17 protein-coding genes are annotated in these 18,662 nt (G+C 62.4%); 6 read left to right on the forward strand and 11 right to left on the reverse strand.

The window, feature by feature from the left end; genetic code table 11:
- Positions 1-8: 8 nt before the first annotated feature.
- Positions 9-1,958 carry a M13 family metallopeptidase gene (locus BJ994_RS07445; protein WP_167992988.1) on the forward strand — a complete coding sequence of 650 codons (1,950 nt, stop codon included), beginning with the start codon at positions 9-11 and terminating at the stop codon, positions 1,956-1,958.
- Between the two features lie 6 nt (positions 1,959-1,964).
- On the opposite strand, the gene BJ994_RS07450 is transcribed toward BJ994_RS07445, so the two are convergent.
- From BJ994_RS07450 to BJ994_RS07470, 5 genes are all read right to left on the reverse strand, one after another.
- A complete protein-coding gene (locus BJ994_RS07450) occupies positions 1,965-3,488 on the reverse strand; it encodes an LCP family protein (RefSeq protein WP_167992989.1) in 1,524 nt (507 codons plus the stop codon).
- A gap of 101 nt (positions 3,489-3,589) precedes the next feature.
- On the reverse strand, positions 3,590-4,519 hold the full coding sequence (era, locus tag BJ994_RS07455; protein ID WP_167992990.1) for a GTPase Era: 930 nt from the start codon (positions 4,517-4,519) through the stop codon (positions 3,590-3,592).
- Complete coding sequence (locus BJ994_RS07460; protein WP_167992992.1) at positions 4,516-5,835, reverse strand: hemolysin family protein; 1,320 nt, start codon at positions 5,833-5,835, stop codon at positions 4,516-4,518. The genes era and BJ994_RS07460 overlap by 4 nt, the downstream gene beginning before the upstream one ends.
- Positions 5,836-5,852: 17 nt before the next feature.
- Positions 5,853-6,326: an rRNA maturation RNase YbeY gene (gene ybeY / locus BJ994_RS07465; protein WP_167992994.1), complete on the reverse strand. Its 474-nt coding sequence runs from the start codon at positions 6,324-6,326 to the stop codon at positions 5,853-5,855.
- On the reverse strand, positions 6,316-7,362 hold the full coding sequence (locus tag BJ994_RS07470) for a PhoH family protein (RefSeq protein WP_167992997.1): 1,047 nt from the start codon (positions 7,360-7,362) through the stop codon (positions 6,316-6,318). Before BJ994_RS07470 ends, ybeY begins: the two co-directional genes overlap by 11 nt.
- 390 nt (positions 7,363-7,752) lie before the next feature.
- On the opposite strand from BJ994_RS07470, the gene BJ994_RS07475 reads away from it, so the two are divergent.
- Positions 7,753-8,706 (forward strand): GerMN domain-containing protein, encoded by a 954-nt coding sequence (locus BJ994_RS07475; protein WP_167992999.1) that lies wholly within the window; start codon positions 7,753-7,755, stop codon positions 8,704-8,706.
- Positions 8,707-8,716: 10 nt separating this feature from the next.
- Here the strand turns inward: BJ994_RS07475 and BJ994_RS07480 are convergent, their stop codons facing one another.
- The 3 genes from BJ994_RS07480 to hrcA all read right to left on the reverse strand — a co-directional run bounded on the left by BJ994_RS07480 (position 8,717) and on the right by hrcA (position 11,699).
- Positions 8,717-9,472, reverse strand: a complete 756-nt coding sequence (locus BJ994_RS07480) for a 16S rRNA (uracil(1498)-N(3))-methyltransferase (protein ID WP_167993002.1) — start codon at positions 9,470-9,472, stop codon at positions 8,717-8,719.
- A 15-nt stretch (positions 9,473-9,487) separates the two neighbouring features.
- Positions 9,488-10,615 carry a molecular chaperone DnaJ gene (dnaJ, locus tag BJ994_RS07485; protein ID WP_167993003.1) on the reverse strand — a complete coding sequence of 376 codons (1,128 nt, stop codon included), beginning with the start codon at positions 10,613-10,615 and terminating at the stop codon, positions 9,488-9,490.
- 67 nt (positions 10,616-10,682) lie between these two features.
- Complete coding sequence (gene hrcA, locus BJ994_RS07490; protein WP_167993004.1) at positions 10,683-11,699, reverse strand: heat-inducible transcriptional repressor HrcA; 1,017 nt, start codon at positions 11,697-11,699, stop codon at positions 10,683-10,685.
- Positions 11,700-11,841: 142 nt separating this feature from the next.
- Between hrcA and BJ994_RS07495 the strand changes: the two genes are divergently transcribed.
- Positions 11,842-12,696 (forward strand): DUF3097 domain-containing protein, encoded by an 855-nt coding sequence (locus BJ994_RS07495; RefSeq protein ID WP_167993005.1) that lies wholly within the window; start codon positions 11,842-11,844, stop codon positions 12,694-12,696.
- Positions 12,697-12,806: 110 nt separating this feature from the next.
- Positions 12,807-13,238 carry a DUF4870 domain-containing protein gene (locus BJ994_RS07500; protein WP_167993006.1) on the forward strand — a complete coding sequence of 144 codons (432 nt, stop codon included), beginning with the start codon at positions 12,807-12,809 and terminating at the stop codon, positions 13,236-13,238.
- Positions 13,239-13,292: 54 nt separating this feature from the next.
- Here BJ994_RS07500 and hemW read toward each other — a convergent pair whose 3' ends face one another.
- Both hemW and lepA read right to left on the reverse strand, forming a co-directional pair.
- Complete coding sequence (hemW, locus tag BJ994_RS07505; protein ID WP_167993007.1) at positions 13,293-14,522, reverse strand: radical SAM family heme chaperone HemW; 1,230 nt, start codon at positions 14,520-14,522, stop codon at positions 13,293-13,295.
- Positions 14,523-14,549: 27 nt separating this feature from the next.
- Positions 14,550-16,403: a translation elongation factor 4 gene (gene lepA / locus BJ994_RS07510; RefSeq protein ID WP_342450315.1), complete on the reverse strand. Its 1,854-nt coding sequence runs from the start codon at positions 16,401-16,403 to the stop codon at positions 14,550-14,552.
- 176 nt (positions 16,404-16,579) lie between these two features.
- On the opposite strand from lepA, the gene BJ994_RS07515 reads away from it, so the two are divergent.
- Positions 16,580-17,086, forward strand: a complete 507-nt coding sequence (locus tag BJ994_RS07515; protein ID WP_167993010.1) for a type II toxin-antitoxin system PemK/MazF family toxin — start codon at positions 16,580-16,582, stop codon at positions 17,084-17,086.
- Positions 17,087-17,290: 204 nt separating this feature from the next.
- Complete coding sequence (gene rpsT / locus BJ994_RS07520) at positions 17,291-17,554, forward strand: 30S ribosomal protein S20 (RefSeq protein WP_167993011.1); 264 nt, start codon at positions 17,291-17,293, stop codon at positions 17,552-17,554.
- A gap of 64 nt (positions 17,555-17,618) precedes the next feature.
- Here rpsT and holA read toward each other — a convergent pair whose 3' ends face one another.
- On the reverse strand, positions 17,619-18,608 hold the full coding sequence (gene holA / locus BJ994_RS07525; RefSeq protein WP_342450316.1) for a DNA polymerase III subunit delta: 990 nt from the start codon (positions 18,606-18,608) through the stop codon (positions 17,619-17,621).
- Positions 18,609-18,662: the final 54 nt, after the last annotated feature.

An 18,662-nucleotide genomic window follows, 5' to 3' on the forward strand; every position in this document is an offset into this window, starting at 1 on the left:
GAGCCCACATGAGCGCAGCCGGCATCAATCTTGCCAACGTCGACCCAACCGTTCGCCCACAGGACGATCTCTTCCGCCACGTCAACGGCGGCTGGCTCAAATCCACGCCTATTCCGGACGACCGCGCGCGGGAGGGGTCCTTCTCGCAGCTTGCCGACGCAGCGGAAGGCTCCGTCCGGACGATCATCGAGGAAGCCGCGCTGAACCACGACGACGACGGCGACAGGTTCCGCATCGGCACCCTGTTCGCGGACTTCATGGACACGGACCGGTTGAACAGCGAAGGAAGCGCTCCCGTACGGTCGCTGCTCAGCACCATCGACGCCATCGCATCGGTTGACGAGCTTGTGCGGCTGGACGCTCAGTTGACCCGTACGGGGGCGGCAGGTCTGCTCTTGCCCTATGTCAGCAACGACGCCGGGAATCCGGAGCGATACCTACTGCATCTGTACCAGTCCGGCCTCGGCCTTCCGGACGAATCGTACTACCGGGAAGATAAGTTCGCGCTCACCCGAACCGAGTACGCAGCACTGCTGGAGCGACTTTTCGAGCTGGCAGGGCGCAACGATGCGCGTGCTGCGGCGGCATCCGTTCTCGACCTCGAGTCACGACTTGCGTCGTCGCACATGGATTCCGTCACCCGCAGGAACCCGCAGGCCACCTACAACCTGAGGCCAGTCAGCGACCTAGCGGTCGACGCGCCGTTCGTGGCAGGGTGGCTCGAGGAGCTGACCAGTGGCGCCGGTCTTCCGTCCGAGGTGATTGTCAACCAGCCCTCGTACCTCGACGCCCTTGCAGCCGCGCTGATCGAGACTCCAGTGTCGGTGTGGAAACACTGGCTTGCGGCCAGAGTGCTCCTGCACGCCGCGCCCTTCCTGAGCGAGAACTTCGTCAATGTGCATTTCGCTTTCTACGGAACGCACCTCAGCGGTACACCGCAACTGAAGGAACGCTGGAAGAGAGGCGTCGCCGTCGTCGAGGGCGCCCTCGGGGAAGCAGTCGGCCGCGAGTACGTTGCGCGTCACTTCCCCGAGTCCCACAAGGCGATCATGCGCCAACTGGTGGATAACCTGATCGCCGCCTATCACGAGCGGATCAGTAACCTGCAGTGGATGAGCACCGAAACCCGGGAACGGGCCCTGGAGAAGCTCAGGCTGTTTACCACGAAGATCGGCTACCCGGATCAATGGATCGACTATTCCAGACTGGAACTCGTTCCCGGGGACCTGTACGGCAACGTCCGTCGTGCAACAGTGTTCGAAACGGGGCGCCAGCTCGGCAAGCTGGGAGGACCCATCGACCGTCATGAGTGGCACCTCACCCCGCAAACCGTGAACGCCTACTATATGCCGACGATGAACGAGATCGTATTCCCCGCCGCAATCCTGCAGCCGCCGTTCTTTGACGCGGATGCGGACCCTGCCGCCAACTACGGGGCAATTGGTGCGGTCATCGGCCACGAGATCGGCCACGGTTTCGACGACCAGGGCTCACAGTTTGACGGCACCGGTGCATTGAACAACTGGTGGACTGAAGCGGACAGGTCCGCGTTCGAGTCGCTGACGCAGCGACTTGTTGACCAGTATGCCGACCTGGCGCCAACCGAAGCGCCCGAGCATCCTGTCAACGGCAAGCTCACCCTCGGCGAGAACATCGGGGACCTGGGCGGGCTCGGTATCAGCCTTGCCGCATACCTGATCAGCCTCGATGGCGAGGAGCCGCCCGTTGTCGACGGGCTGACCGGCATCCAGCGCTTCTTCTTCTCATGGGCGGAGTGCTGGCGGCAGAACATGCGCCCTGAGGAAGCGACGCGCCGCATTGCCATCGACCCGCACGCACCGAACGAGTTCCGGTGTAATCAGGTGGTGCGCAACCTGGACGAGTTCCATGCCGCGTTCGATGTAGCGGAGAGAGACGGACTATGGCTCGCCCCCGCCGGCAGGGTCCGGATCTGGTAGGCGTACTCAGGACTGGCAGGTGACCTGTGCGGCGGTCTGGCCGCTCAGGTCCCCAGCCACGCCCTGGGTGTCCATGGAGTCGCCGTCCGTGAAATCGCTGCCGACGGACAGCTCAAGCCCAACGGTGGTTGCGCTCGGAATCAGCTGCACGTCGCTCAGGCCGAAGATGTCCGCGATCGCCGGCGCGATTCCCTCATAGCCCGGTCCCACGAACAGCTGTGTGGCGGGACGGTCTGCCGTGTCCGCGACTGCAGCCTGCGAGTAGCCCTCGTCGAGCAGAATTTCCTGAAGCTCGTCTCCCCTGCCGGCATCACCCGATGCATTGAGCACAGAGATCGGCACCAGCGCAGGATCGAAGCCCAGTGTCTCCGCAGTCGCCGACTCAGAGGGCTCGGCGGATGGTTCAGCTGAGGCTGATGGCGTGGTACTCGCCGACGCGGACGGCTCCGGCTCGGAATCTTCCGCGGTGATATCGCGGTCCGCGCGAAGGTCCGCGAACAACTCACCGGCCTTCTGCTCATCGAGCACCAGTCTGTTGATATCCGGTTCATACGGCACAACCGGGACGGTGACGAATGCGACGTTCCCGAGATCCACCTCCTGGAGGCGGCCGGCAAGTTTCAGCAGTTCTGGAATCTCGGCCAGGCCGTCGTCAACAGTGAGGTTCTTCGTTACGGCTTCGGCAATCGAGTAAAGCCGCGGGATATTGCTCAGCGTGCCCTCTTCCTTGATCTTCCGCGCGAGCGATGCCATAAAGGACTGCTGGGCCCGAATGCGGCCCTCATCGCCGCCGCTGCCGAAAGAGTGACGGGTCCGCAGGAAGGCAAGCGCCTGCTCTCCTTCGACCTCGCTGGTTCCCGCAGGGAGCTGCAGCCCTGAATACTCGTCGTCTACCGGCTGGTTCACACATACTTCGACGCCGCCGACGGCCTCGGACAGCTCGGTAACCGCGTTGAAGTCGGCCATCATGAAGTGGTCAATCTGCAGGCCGGTCAATTCGTTGATCGCCGCAACGGTACATCCCGGCCCGCCGTTTGACAGGGAGTCGTTCAACTGGCCAAGGGCCATTGGCTCGCTTGTTTCCCCTGTCTCGGGGTCTACACAGGCTGGAAGGGGAACAAGGAGATCGCGGGGGAAACTCACCATGGTGACGTTGCTGCGGTCACCGGACATCGTCATGAGCATCATGACGTCCGCCTTGCCTTCTTCTGTAACCGGCTCGGTTGTACCTGCCTGCCCGGCGCGTGTATCGCTTCCGATGATCAGGATCTGGACGGGATCCCTGCTCAGGTCTACAGGAAGTTGCTCTTCGCCATCGGTTGAGAGGTTCAGCGGCTGGGTTTCAACGTTTGACTTCAGCCGCAATACCGAGACCGCAGCGAACCCTGCACCGCCCACCAGTACCGCCACGAGTGCAAGCGCCACGACCGCGAGGGCGCGCGGTCTGGTACGCCGGCCTAGATGGCGGCCGCCGGTTCCCACGCGGATGCCCTCCGGGGGTGCCGCCGGCTCGTCGCCGGATCGAGTCATGACGCTTTAGCCCTTTCGCAGGAAGTAGTATTTTGCATTGCATTGCCCTAACACGGAGCATCTTTGGCACAACGAGCAACGGGCCGCCGAAGTGCCCGGGCCTAGAAGCCGAGACGGACCAGCTGCTTTGGATCGCGCTGCCAGTCCTTGGCGATCTTGACATGCAGGTCAAGGTAAACCCTGGTTCCCAGCAGGGCTTCGATGCTCTTCCTGGCGGCAGTACCCACCTCGCGCAGGCGCGCACCGCCCTTGCCGATGATGATGGCCTTCTGCGAGGGTCGTTCGACGTAGAGGTTGACCCTTACGTCGAGCAGGGGCTTACCCTCCGGCCTGCCCTCCCGCGGCACGATCTCCTCTACGACGACCGCGAGCGAGTGCGGAAGTTCGTCACGAACCCCTTCGAGCGCGGCTTCGCGTACCAGCTCGGCGACCATGACGGCCTCCGGCTCGTCCGTCAACTCGCCGTCGGGGTAGAGCGGCGGTGACTCGGGCATGTGGGCAGCGAAAACATCGGCAACCGTCGCTACCTGGAACCCATCCACCGCGGAAACTGGCACGATATCGGCCCAACCCTCTTCACCGAGGATCTCGACTCCGAGGGCGGTCACTTCCAGGAGTTGCTTCGCCAACAACTCCCGGCTTACGAGGTCGGCTTTGGTCACGACGGCAATCACCGGCTTGCCTTTCAGCTGACCGAGCTGCGCCGCGATATAGCGGTCCCCGGGTCCGACTTTTTCGTTGGCAGGGAGGCAGAAGCCGATAGCGTCCACTTCGGCGAGGGTGTCTGCGACGAGATCGTTGAGGCGCTGTCCCAGCAGCGTCCGGGGGCGGTGCAGCCCCGGGGTGTCAACGAGTATGAGTTGGGCGTCTTCCCTATGCACGATGCCCCGGATGGTGTGTCTGGTTGTCTGCGGCTTGGCGGACGTGATGGCCACCTTTTGGCCCACCAACGCGTTGGTCAGGGTCGACTTGCCTGCGTTTGGCCGACCGACGAGCGAAATGAAACCCGCCCGGTACTGTTCCGTGCTCATAGGTTCTCCACCGTTTCCTTCGTGACTTCATGAGCCCGGTCCGCATGTTCCCAGTCGCCGCCCGAATCCTGGACCTTCCAGGCAAGGATGTGTGAGACGCGGTTGCGCCGGCCTTCGAGCCGTTCCGCCCTCAGGGCGATCGCTCCAACCTGGACTTCGCTCCCTACGATCGGCACTCGGCCCAGTGTCTTAGCGAGTAATCCGCCGACTGTGTCCACCTCGTCATCTTCGAGGTTCAGATTGAAAAGCTCGCCCAGGTCATCAATGCTCATTCGAGCCCTCACACGGAAGCCGCCGTCGGGAAGCTGCTCCATCTCGGGCATTTCGGAGTCGTATTCATCTACTATTTCACCAACGATTTCTTCAATCAGGTCTTCGAGGGTGACCAGGCCCGCTGTGCCGCCGTATTCGTCGATGACGATGGCAACATGCGTCGATTCCCGCTGCAGTTCCTGCAGGAAGTCCCCTACGGGCTTCGACTCCGGGACGTAACGCACATCCCGGCTCACGCCGTCTACGGCATCCTGTTCGCTCTGATCTCCGCCGTTCAGGATCGCAACCACGTCCTTCAGGTAGAGGATGCCGCGTACATCGTCCGCACTGTCCCCGATAACTGGAACCCGCGAGTAACCGGAGCGGAGGAAAAGGGACATAGCCTGCTTGAGGGTGGATCCTGCCTCAATGGAAACCATGTCAGTTCGCGGGACCATCACGGATCGGACCTTGGTGTCGCCGAGTTCGAATACGGAGTGAATCAGCTCGGCTTCACTGTCCTCGATCATCTCGGCTTCGCTGGCGCGCGAGAGCAACTCACGGAATTCCTCCTCCGTGAAGAAGGCTGCTTCCGCGCGGGCCGCGCCGGGGGCCAGCGCGCTGCCGATACCCACGAGCCAGCGCGGAATCGGTCCAAGGACGGAACGCAATATCCGGACCAGGCGTGCGGTCAGGGGAACGAGGGTGTTCGCGTGGGTGCGCCCAAGCTGGCGCGGCGAGACTCCCACGAGTACGAAACCGAGACCGGCCATGGTCACCGTCGCAAGCAGCCCGGCAGTCCAGATATTGCCGAGCAAATCGAAGAACAGCAGAGCCACCGCCACAGCGGCGGCCATTTCGAACCACACCCGCCAGAACCGCAGCGCGTGCATGTGGGCAATCGGAGAGTCCAGGATACGCCGGATCGAACCGCCCTTTGGGCTTCGCAGATGCACTTCGGCATCCTGGCGCGGCAGGAAGCTGAACGCTGCTTCGGCGGCCGTCACGAGCGCTGCGATGAGGACGAATACGATGGCCATCAGGGCCAGGAGAAAGACGACCATGGATCAGAAAAGTTTCTTCACTGCGTCGTCTCCCGAGGTGCCTCGCGGCCCAGGAAATCTGCAAGAAGTTGCCTCTGCAATGCGAACATTTCCTTCTCCTCCTCGGGCTCCGCGTGATCGAACCCGAGCAGATGCAACATACCGTGCACGGTCAGGAGCAGAAGTTCTTCCGCCATGCCGTGCCCTGCGTTAGCGGCCTGCGTTCGAGCCACCTCAGGGCACAGCACAATATCGCCGAGTATGCCGGAGGCTGTGGGTCGCGCCGCGGTGCCGGGGCGAAGTTCGTCCATGGGAAAGGAAAGGACATCAGTAGGCCCAGGTTCGTCCATCCACTCGATGTGCAGCTTTTCCATGGCATCGACATCCACCAGGATGATCGACACATCCGATTCTGGATGAACATAGAGGCGCTCCAGCACGTGACGTCCCACACGCACCAGAGATTCGTCCGCTACCTCTACGCCTGATTCGTTGTTGACCTCAATGCTCACGGCGTGGGCCCCTTCCTGCGGGCCTGCGGCCATCGGGGGAAGCGCGCTGCGACTCGTCCCACCTGCTATAGGCGGACACGATATCGCCCACCAGACGGTGCCGGACGACGTCAGTCGCTTCCAGCCGGGAGAAGGCAACGTCCTCGACGCCCCGAAGGATCTCGCTCACGATTCGAAGACCCGAACTGGTTCCACCGGGGAGATCAACCTGGGTGACGTCGCCGGTGACCACCATCCGCGAACCGAATCCAAGACGCGTCAGGAACATCTTCATCTGTTCCGGAGTGGTGTTCTGGGCTTCGTCGAGGATAATGAAGGCGTCATTTAGCGTTCTTCCCCGCATATAGGCAAGGGGCGCCACTTCGATCGTCCCGGCAGCCATCAGTCGTGGGATCGAATCGGGGTCCATCATGTCGTGCAGAGCGTCATAGAGCGGACGCAGGTATGGATCGATCTTGTCATTCAGGGTCCCGGGCAGGAAACCAAGCCGCTCACCTGCCTCAACCGCGGGACGGGTAAGGATGATCCTGTTGACTTCCTTGTGCTGCAGGGCCTGAACGGCCTTCGCCATTGCCAGGTAGGTTTTGCCGGTGCCGGCCGGACCGATACCGAAAACGATGGTGTGGGAGTCGATGGCCTCGACGTAGCTCTTCTGGTTCACCGTCTTGGGCCGGATAGTCCGCCCTCTTGAGGACAGAATGTTCATCGACAGGACCTCGGCCGGCTTCGCAGCACCCTGGGTCTTGAGCATGAACAGCAGCTGCTCTAGAACCTGGGGAGTCACGGGGGTCCGGTTTACTGCCAGGGTCCGCACCTCGGCGATCAGGCTCGCTGTCCGTCCCACGTCCGTCGCCGGTCCGGTAATGGACAATTCATCGCCACGCACATGGAGACTGATGCCCGGAAATGCCCCCTCGATCAGGGCGAGGGCTTCATCATTCGCGCCAAGTGCCTGCACCATCTGGTCGGCCGAATCAAAGTGTATGACCCGGCTGTCCAGGCCCGCTGCACCCATACCCACTGCAGAATCCGTCATAGTAGCGGCCCGTGGCCTTCCATCTCTCCTTATAGCGCCATCAGTTGTCCTGATCAGCCGTCCGGGCTGATTGCGATGCATTCGGGTGCCGCGCTGACAGCACCTCTCTAGGGTACCGCCGGAGGCCGCTCGTAGCGTGCAGCGTGAGCGATCCAGAACGATACGGCGGTCCGCCGACGGCTTCATAAGTCTCAACTCCGCAACAAGCAGGTATCAATCACGTCTCAGTCGTGCGCCGATTCGATGAAACCGCGCTGGGAGGCGAGCGGCCTGTGCGAAGCTGGATTCCGAGGTCTTGCGCAGGCCGTCGGTTCTGCGCCTGTTTGTCCTGTGCAGGTTTTGGGTGCCCCGAACCTGCACCCACCGCGACTGGAAGGAGAGGAAACGTCAATGAAGCCTTCTCGTTTCCCCCCGGCGCGGAGGCGGGGATACGCCTGGAGGTGCGCAGCCTTCCTTGCCGTGCTGGTATCCCTTCAGGCCTGCACAGCGGACGAAGAGCCTGCCTCTGCCCCCCAAGCCGCCAGCGAAGCCGACCTCCTCCTTGAGTCCGCCACCAGCCGTCTGCCGGACGTTGAGCTGCCCAGTACCGCACCAGCCGAAAGCGCACCACTTGTCCCGGTGTACTGGCTTGGCGAGCAGGACCAATTACTCTATCGGGAGTTCCTGCCCGGCGAATCGACGGGCGATCCGATTGCCGCGGCGATCTGGGCGATGACCAGCACAGAACCGCTGGATGACGATTACTACAGTCCCTGGCAGACGGCCACGGCGGTGAATACATCGATCTCCCCAGACAACGTCATCACCGTGGACATGACGTCGGATGCCTTCGGGAGCGACCTGGAGCCGGAGGTCGCGTCGAACGCTATCCAGCAGCTGGTATATACCGCCACGGCAGCTGCAGCCAACGCGGGACTTATTGCAAGCGGCAGTCCAAGCAGCGTGCGTTTGCTGGTCGACGGCAAGGCCGGATACGAGGCTTTCGGCGAGATCGAACTCGGCACAGAGCTACGGCGGAATGTCGAGGCGATGGCTCCTGTGTGGATCATCAATCCTCAGGACAGTTCCATCCGCAATGACCCGACAATCATCGTCCAAGGCAGTACCACGCAGACCGGGTCTGAACTCGGGTGGCGTATCCGGCGTGTGGATGGAGGTGGTTCGCCCGCAGAGGAAGTCCTCAGCGGGACCGTCGCCGTGGACGCCGGCGCGGGGTCAACTGGGCAGTACGAGTTCAGCGCCTCACTTGATCCTGGCACGTACCTCGTCGAGGTCTACGTGCCGAGCGAGGGCGAGCCGACTGAATCGGGCAGCGCCGACAACAAGCTGTTCAGCATTCGCTGAGGAGCGCGTCCTACCATCGCCCAGCCAGGTGGTTGAGCACGGAGATCGCGGCGGGCCCGGCTGTCGAGGTCCGCAGGATGTTAGAGCCGAGGCTGACCGCAACGGCTCCGTGCGCAGCGAACAATTCAATTTCTTCAGGACTCACCCCGCCTTCCGGACCGACGACGACGGCGAGGGTACCAGGGGCGGTTGGGGCGCTCCGCGACCAGTGGCCCGCAAGCGATTGTGCTGCGCCTTCATGCAAGACAACCGCTTGCTCAATTCCGCCCAACCAGCTGGCGAGCCCGCGGCCGTCCTGTACATCGAGAACGTCGGGGACCCTCGTACGCCTGGACTGCTTCGAAGCAGCACGGACCAGGAACTCCCACTTCGCTTTGCCCTTCAGAACCTTCTCGGCACGCCACCGAACGATGCTTCGGTCTGCCTGCCACGGCACAACGGCGTCAACACCGAGTTCCGTTGCCGCCTCCACCGCGAGCTCGGCGCGGTCCCCCTTCGCGAGCGCCTGAACGAGCACTATCCGGTGTTCGGGAAGCGGATCGCGACCGATGGAATCCACGGTCAGCGTTACCGATTCGGCGGACGCAACAGTGACCGTCCCGCTCAATCGGCAGCCTTCGCCGTCCAGGATGTCCACCGACTCACCGGCTGCGACCCTCTTAACTCTGGCTGCGTGGTGGGCCTCGGGGCCCGTCAGCGTGAAGGACGCGCCGACTACAGCCGATGCGATTTCAGCCGGTTCGCCGAAGAATGCCTGGTTGGTCATGCGTTCGCGATGCCGCTAGAAGTTGCCGAGGCGTTCGCGCAGGCGGGCAAAGACGCCTGACCCGGTGCTCGCGAGCTGACCTTCGGCGGATTCCTCGCCGCGCAACTCCGCCAGGCGCCTGAGCAGCTCTTCCTGGCCAGCGTCGATGTTCCGGGGAGTCTCGACGCTGAGATGAACCAGCAGGTCCCCGCGTCCGTAGCCACGAAGGTGCGTGACTCCAAGCTCGCGCAGAGCGATCACCTCACCAGACTGCGTTCCCGGCTTGATGGTGATTTCCTGGTCTCCGTCGAAGCTCGCCATCTTCACGGTCGTGCCCAGGGCGGCAGCAGTCATCGGCACGCTCAGCGTGGCGTGGAGGTCGTCGCCCTCACGCAGGAACGTTGGGTCACTGTTGACCCGGATCTCGACGTATAGGTCGCCCTGCGGTCCCCCGGCGGTCCCGGCCTCCCCCTGCCCGGCCAACTGGATGCGTGTTCCCGTTGATACACCGGCGGGCACTTTAATGGTCAGGCTGCGGCGGCTACGTACGCGGCCGTCTCCGTTGCACTCTGAACAGGGATGGGGAATGACAGTGCCGAAGCCCTGGCACGTCCCGCACGTGGCGGTGGTCATGACCTGCCCAAGAATGGACCGTACCGCACGCTGAACCTGCCCCGAACCGCCGCAAATGTCACAGGTTCTCGGGGAAGTACCCGGCTGAGTGCAGGATCCGTCACAGGTAGGGCAGACGGCGGCGGTGTCAACGTCGATCTTCTTGTTAGTGCCGAAAACCGTGTCCTTCAGGTCGATACGCACATTGATCAAGGCATCCTGCCCGCGCTGCGTGCGGGACGGCGGGCCACTCGGCCCGCCGCCACCGAAGAACGTCTCGAAAATGTCCTGGAAGGCAAACCCGGACCCTGAATAACCGCTCCCGAAACCGTTATCAGTACCATTTTCATTGCCGGTGGTGTCGTACACGCGGCGCTTTTGCGGGTCTGAAAGAACCTCGTACGCGCGTGTGACCAGCTTGAACTGATCGGCAGCCTCCGGCCCCTGGTTCACATCCGGATGGAGCTTGCGGGCGAGCTTCCGGTACGCCTTCTTGATCTCTTCTCCGCTGGCATCGCGTGCGACGCCGAGGACTTCGTAGTGATTACTCACTCCTGCACATCACTTCCTGTGGTTCTTACCGTGCAAACGGTTGTGGATTATGGGCCCCGTCATCCGGTCACGATTCATCGAGGATGCGGGAAAGATAACGAGCAACCGCTCGTACAGCGGCCATGGTTGTTGGGTAATCCATTCTCGTGGGACCGAGTACCCCCACCTTCGCCAATGCATCCGGTCCGTAACCCGTTGCAATTACCGAAGCTTCGGACAGGCCCCCGTGCGGATTCTCGCGTCCAATACGTACGGACACGCCGAGCGCGTCCTGCTTCATTTCGGACAAAAGGTGCAGCATAACGACCTGCTCCTCCAACGCTTCAAGGACCGGCCCGATGGTCAAGGGGAAGTCGAGTGTGGAACGCGCAAGGTTAGCCGTGCCCGCCAGAACGATCCTGTCTTCCCTATTGGAAGCCGAAAGTTGTTCCAGACTTTGCCCGAGCGATTGTGCCATGCCCTGCAGCGCCTGCGGGAGCGCAGCGATACACACGGCAAGCTCCTGGGGCACGGCGGCGAGACGAACGCCTGCAACCTTCTCAAGAAAGCGCTGGCGCAGGTCCGCCAGGTCGGATTCCTTTGTCTCCGCAGGAACCACCTCCACCCTCTGTTGTACGGCGCCGTTGGTGGAGATCAACACGACCAGTACGCGTCCGGGAGCAAGCAATACAAACTCTATATGCCGGACCGCAGCGCCGCCCAGATGCGGGTACTGCACAACCGCAACCTGGTTGGTCAGCTGTGCCAGCAGTCTCACAGTCCGGTCAAGTACGTCGTCGAGATCCTCGGCGCTCTCAAGCAGAGATTGAATCGCCTTCTTTTCGGGACCGGAGAGCGGCTTCACCTCGGCGATCCTGTCAACGAAAAGCCGGTACCCCTTGTCAGTCGGAATCCGCCCCGAACTTGTGTGCGGAGCGGTGATCAGTCCCTCTTCTTCGAGGAGGGCCATGTCGTTCCTGATAGTGGCCGAGGACACACCAAGCCGGTGGCGCTCGACGAGGGCCTTGGATCCCACGGGCTCCCGGGAATGCACATAGTCCTCGACGATGGCACGCAGCACCTCAAGCCTTCTGGGCTCGCTCATGTTCACCTCCGATGTCCTCAGCCGCATCATCAACGAATTAGCACTCAACACGCCTAAGTGCCAAGTCTAATACGCTCCGACCGATTGTTAGCATTGGGGCGGTCCCGCGAAGGACGCGGAATCCGGAGGCGAGCTTTCTTACATGTCACATCATCCGTGGGGATCCCAGGATCTTTCAGCACCACGATCATCCCCCCTTGAGAAGGTGGAGGCGCAACCAGGCGTCGTCCTGGAGGACGTTCAGAGTGGGTTCGTTGGAGCGATCCTCAGCACGGAGAAGTCCGGCGGGCTCCATGTCATGGTGCTCGAAGACCGCCGCGGCAAACGACGCACCTTTCCGATTGGTTTTGGATTTCATGTCGACGGTGCCCCAGTCGAGGTCATCGCACCTCTCGGTGTCCCGGACAACTACCCGCAACGCACTGCCTCAGGGTCTGTCCGGGTATCGAATCAACGGGCGCGGGTCGCGCGCGCCGGCAGGATCTGGGTCGAGGGTAAACACGACGCGGAACTGGTGGAAAAGGTCTGGGGAGATGACTTGCGGGTGGAGGGCATTGTCGTCGAGCCTCTACACGGCGTCGATGACCTCGCCGCCGTCGTGCGGGCATTCCAGCCAGGCCAGTCGCGACGCCTTGGGATTCTTGTAGACCACCTCCTGCCCGGCACGAAGGAGGCCCGCATCGCCGACGAAGCGATGCGGATTCCCGGAGCGCCGGGAAATGTGCTGATCGTCGGGCATCCTTACGTGGACGTCTGGCAAGCCGTCAAACCAAGGGCGCTAGGCATGGATACCTGGCCCGAGATCCCTCGCGGCGAAGACTGGAAAACCGGGATACTGGGCCGCCTGGGTTGGGCGAACCGTTCACAAGCGGACATCGCCAATGGCTGGAAGCGCATTCTCGGAGGTGTCAGTACCTACGCGGATCTCGAACCGTCGCTCCTTGGACGGGTTGAGGAGGTCATCGACTTCCTCACCGCACCAGGCGCCGGGGGCTAGCCGCGTGCGCGCCGGGTGCAACCTGCGCTTTGGTGAAGTAGCCAGTACCCTTAGGAGGTAAGTTCCGCGGTGAGGCCCGCGGTGAGCTCCGATCTCCGAAGGATATTTCGTTGTCCAACAACGCAGACCAGCACCGTGAACCACGGTCACGTCCTGTCTCTCGGGGCAGCGACGGGGCGTTTCAGGGCTCAAGCTCAGATGCCCTGCCGCTGACACCTTCCGAAGACCGGCAGTGGGCAACCCTTGCACACTTCCTCGGCATTCTTGGTTTTGTGCCCTCCCTGATCATCTTCCTGATCTTCCGTGATCGCGGTCAATTTACGGCGCAGGAATCGAAGGAAGCGTTCAACTTCACCTTCCCACCCAGCATCCTCGCTGCGATTTCGTTGCTGCTTTCGCTGCTTCCCGTTGTCGGCGGCATCTTCGCGGTACTGAATGCCGTGATTTGGGTCACGCTTGCTGCCTTCTCGGTCGCCGCGGGAATCCACGTCAACCGGGGGCGCCCCTACCGGTATCCCTTCAACCTGCGCATCTTTCACTGAGGATTGCTTCGCTGACCCGCAAGACTTCTTGCTGGGGTCTACGCGCGGTGCGTCTCAGTCCGGTAGTAAACGACGGACGACGGCGTCGGCCAGCAGGCGTCCACGGTCGCTCAGGACGAGAACACCGCGGAACGCCGCAGCGGGCTCAATAAGCTCATCGGCAATCAGCCCTGCAACCCCCTGACGCCCCTCGGGCCTCAGTCTCGCAGTCGGGAAGCCTTCCGCGAGTCTGACGCGAAGCAGGACATCCTCAACGTAACGCGCATCCGCGTCGAGCGTTTCCCGTCCCGCGGCCGGGGAAGAACCCGCCTCCATCCGCTGTGCGTAAGCTGACGGGTGCTTGACATTCCACCAGCGGACACCCCCGATGTGTGAATGTGCGCCCGGACCGGCGCCCCACCAATCGTGGCCCTTCCAATAGGCGAGATTGTGGCGGCAATGATCCTGTTCGGTCCGCGCCCAGTTACTCACTTCATACCATGACATTCCGGCCGCGCTGAGCATGGAGTCGGCCAGTTCGTACTTTTCGGCGTGGTCATCGTCGTCGATACCAGGCACCTCGCCGCGCCGGATGCGGACGGCCAACCGGGTTCCTTCTTCGATGATGAGCGCGTAGGCGGACACATGATCGGGTTCCAGCGAAAGCGCCGCATCGACGGACGAGGCCCAGTCCTCGAGCCCCTCTCCGGGTGTGCCGTAGATCAGGTCGAGGCTGACTTTGAGCCCTGCCTCGCGAGCCCAACGCACTGCCAGTGGCACCCGCTCCGGCGCGTGGGTGCGGTCCAGCACCGCAAGAACGTGCGGAACCGCCGACTGCATTCCAAATGAGATCCGGGTGAAACCGGCGTCCGCGAGGGCCGCCAGTGACTCCGGAGTGACCGAATCGGGATTCGCCTCAGTAGTTACCTCGGCCGTCGGCTCCAGCCCCCAGATGTCCCTCGCTGCGCGAAGCACTCCGGTAAGATCCGCCGCAGGCAAGAGGGTTGGCGTACCGCCTCCGAAAAACACCGTGTCCAGCGGCCGCGCGGCGACGCCCGACGATTCCAGCACACTCGCCCCGAAATCCAGTTCGCGGCAAACCGTCTGGGCGTAATTCGCCTGCGAGGCACCACCGCCGAGTTCGGCGGCTGTGTAGGTGTTGAAGTCACAGTAGCCGCACCGTACCGCGCAGAAAGGGATATGCACATATAGCCCGAACCGGCGGTCCGGGGATCCGGCCGCCGCCGATGCCGGCAACTGCCCATCCGACGGGGCGGGATCGCTGAGAGGCAGGACACTAGGCACTTAGGAGCCTAACGACTGGGACGTGCGTCACTTCTTGGCTTTGTCCTTCGACTCGTCCGAAGACAGTGCGGCGATGAACGCTTCCTGGGGAACCTCCACCCGGCCAACCATCTTCATGCGCTTCTTGCCTTCCTTCTGCTTTTCCAGCAGCTTGCGCTTTCGGGTGATGTCACCGCCGTAGCACTTGGCAAGCACGTCCTTGCGGATGGCCCGGATGTTTTCCCTCGCGATAATGCGCGCGCCGATCGCGGCCTGGATGGGTACCTCGAACTGCTGCCGCGGAATGAGCTCGCGCAGCTTCCCGGTCATCATGACCCCGTACGCATAGGCCTCATCGCGGTGTGTGATTGCGGAGAAGGCGTCCACCTGCTCCCCCTGGAGCATGATGTCCACCTTGACCAGATCGGCGATCTGGTCGCCGTCGGCCTTCCAGTCCAGCGAAGCGTACCCTCGGGTTCTGGATTTGAGCATGTCGAAGAAGTCGAAGACAATCTCAGCCAACGGGAGCCGGTAGCGGATCTCCACACGATCCTCGGAAAGATAGTCCATTCCGCCCATGACGCCGCGGCGGCTCTGGCACAGTTCCATGATGGTGCCGACAAACTCGTTGGGGGCCAGGATAGTCGCCGAGACCATCGGCTCGCGGACCTCGCCGATCTTGCCTATGGGGTACTCGCTGGGGTTGGTAACGTGGACCACGCTTTTGTCCTCAAGCGTCACTTCGTACTCGACGTTCGGAGCAGTGGAAATCAGGCTCAGGTTGTACTCGCGTTCGAGGCGTTCACGGGTGATTTCGAGGTGCAGCAGGCCGAGGAACCCTACGCGGAATCCGAATCCGAGCGCGGCGGATGTCTCAGGCTCATACACCAGCGCCGCATCGTTGAGCATGAGCTTCTCCAGCGCATCACGAAGCACCGGATAGTCGGCGCCTTCGAGGGGGTACAGGCCGGAGAAGACCATTGGCTTTGCATCCGCATAGCCGCTCAACGACGCCGATGCGGGCTTTGCGAGATTGGTGACGGTATCGCCGACCTTGGACTGACGCACATCCTTGACGCCGGTTATGAGGTAGCCCACTTCTCCCACACCCAGCCCTTTGGACGGCGTGGGCTCGGGCGAGCTGACACCGATCTCGAGAAGTTCATGGCTGGCGCGCGTGGACATCATCTGGATGCGTTCGCGCGGGCTCAAGTGCCCGTCGACCACGCGGACGTAGGTCACAACGCCGCGATAGGTGTCATAGACGGAGTCGAAGATCATCGCACGCGCTGGAGCGTCCGCGTTTCCCACCGGAGCCGGCAGATCCTTCACGATCTTGTCGAGAAGAGCCTCGACGCCCACTCCGGTCTTTCCCGAAACGAGCAGCACGTCCTCAGGATTGCCGCCGATCAGGTTTGCAAGTTCGGCGGCATACTTTTCAGGCTGTGCCGCAGGGAGGTCGATCTTGTTCAGGACCGGGATGATCGTCAGGTCGTTTTCCATCGCGAGGTACAGGTTCGCGAGCGTCTGGGCTTCGATTCCCTGAGCCGCGTCGACAAGAAGAATTGCACCTTCACAGGCTGCCAGGGACCTGGACACCTCATAGGTAAAGTCAACGTGCCCTGGAGTGTCGATCATGTTGAGCGCGTAGCTCACGCCATCGAGTTCCCAGGGCAGCCTGACTGCCTGGGACTTGATGGTGATGCCCCGCTCACGCTCGATGTCCATCCGGTCCAGGTACTGCGCCTTCATGTCTCGCTGCTCAACGACACCTGTGAGCTGGAGCATTCGGTCCGCAAGGGTGGACTTGCCGTGGTCGATATGAGCGATGATGCAGAAGTTCCTGATGATCGCCGGATCCGTGGCAGCGGGCACCGGGGCGGTGCGGGCCATGGGAGACACTCGATACCTCTTGCTTCTTGGGACAGTTGATGGATGCTTCCGTTCCAGTCACCGCGGACGACGCCGGCGGCGCACCGTCGGCGCGGACTCATGCGTTTCTTATTCTCCCACGCCCACCGGCAGACCTTGGAATCTGGGCAGTATTCCGTCCATCCGGCTGCAGGTAATCTGACGGCATGGCTTCACGACTAAGCGCCGTCATCCGGAAGGCCGGAGCGGCCCTGAAGGAATTCACTCAGCTACAGGCGTCCCGCAAACGTACAAGGGACGGTCATCGTCCCGATGCCCTCAATCCGCGTCCCAAAGCCGGAGGCGCGCGACTGGGCTATGCGCCCTCCCCCGGTCACACCGCCGACCCGGGCGAGATCGTGTGGACATGGGTTCCCTACGAGGATGACCCTTCACAGGGCAAGGACCGACCCGTCCTGATTATCGGAACCGAGGGAAGTGTGCTGCTGGGTCTGATGCTGACGTCGCGGGATCGCAACAACGAGTCCGGCCGCGACGAAGGCTACATCGACATTGGTACCGGGGCATGGGATAGAAAGGGCAGGGAGAGTGAGGTTTACCTGGATCGCGTGCTTCGAGTCGATCCCCCGGCCGTGCGCCGCATTGGTGCGGTGCTTCATCGTTCCCGGTTCGAGAAGGTGATCGACGGACTGGAAAGGCGGGCAGGGCGATAGCGCTTCGACCGGACGGTGCCGCGAACCGCCGTCGTCGTTCCGACCGGAGATTGTGCCCACTTTCTGGTAGCCTGTATAGCTGTGTGTCCGCGCAGGTCGACGGGCACTTTGGCTCGGCCGCCACGGCATCCCCACGCCGCTCAGTCAATGGCCGCACCGAAAATCCCTCACCGACCAGTCCGCAATACAAAGAGAGTCTTATACGTGGCAAATATCAAGTCCCAAAAAAAGCGCATTCTCACCAATGAGAAGGCTCGTCAGCGCAATAACTCGGTCAAGTCCGAGTTGAAGACTGCGATCCGCGCCGTCAACACCGCCGTGGAGTCCACCGATAAGGACGCCGCTGCGGCCGCGCTCGCCGTTGCCAGCCGCAAGCTGGACAAGGCCGTGAGCAAGGGCGTTCTGCATAAGAACAACGCTGCCAACCGCAAGTCGGGTATCGCGAAGCGCGTAAACGCGCTCAGCTAACTGCGCTGAAGGTGAAGTGGCCGGTCCCTCAAAGGGACCGGCCACTTTTTTGTTCAATCTGCAGTCAACGGATACCGCCGAGCGAAATAGCGGCCACAGCACGCTCCACCGCGTACACGGGATCCCTCGCCTCTCCCTTGACCTGCGCGTCGGCCTCCGCGAGGACCTGGATGCAGTAGTTCAGCCCCTCCGGAGTCCATCGCTGCGCTTCCCTCCGTGCCTGGTCCACCTGCCACGGAGCCATTCCCAATTCCTTGGCGAGCTGGGCCGAACCGCCGCGCACGCCATAGACCTTCGCGACTGCACGCAGCTTCATGGCCAGAGCAGCCACAAGCGGTACGGGATCGGCCCCCGTGGACAGTGCATGGCGCAGCATGGCCAGTGCCTGGCCTCCGCGACCCGCTAGCGCGGCGTCAGCAACTTTGAACCCTGTGGCTTCAATCCGTCCGCCAAAGTACTTCTCCACCGTTTCCGCACCGAGCACGCCTTCGGTGTCCGAAATCAACTGCTGGCAGGAGGCCGCCAACTCCGAGAGGTTGGATCCGACGGCAGCGACGAGTGCCCGCACCGCGTCAGGGTCAGCGCGCCGCCTGGCGGCACGGAACTCGGCGGAGACAAAGTCAATCTTCTCTGAATCCTTCTTCAGTGGCTGACAATCAACGACTGTCGCCTTTCCAGCCTTCAGCTGGTCGAGAAGTTTCTTGCCACGGGTTCCGCCGCTGTGGTGCATCACGAGGACAACATCGGGCGCGGGGTCGATGAGATACGCCAGCGCGTCCTGCAGGAAGGCATCGCTCATCTGGGAGAGCCCCGTTGCCTCGATGACCTTCGTTCCACCGAACAGGGAAGGGCTGCCCAGGACGATGAGCGCCCCGGCTTCATACTGCGCCGCATCCAGTCGGACGGTGTCGACGTCAGGTTCAAGCTCGCGCATCCGCGTCCTCACCGCCTCGAAGCTGCGCATTGCAAGATACTCCTCGGGCCCCGACAACAGGATCACCGGGGCGGGGGCCACCTCACGCCAGCTTGTGGCGCTCGACGCTGATGGGCTCACGTAGGTTCGGACTCCTCGCTGGAAGGTGGTGTGGCTGGGTCAACTTTGCCATGG

It is taken from the genome of Arthrobacter pigmenti, from assembly GCF_011927905.1.
GTDB lineage: Bacteria > Actinomycetota > Actinomycetes > Actinomycetales > Micrococcaceae > Arthrobacter_D > Arthrobacter_D pigmenti.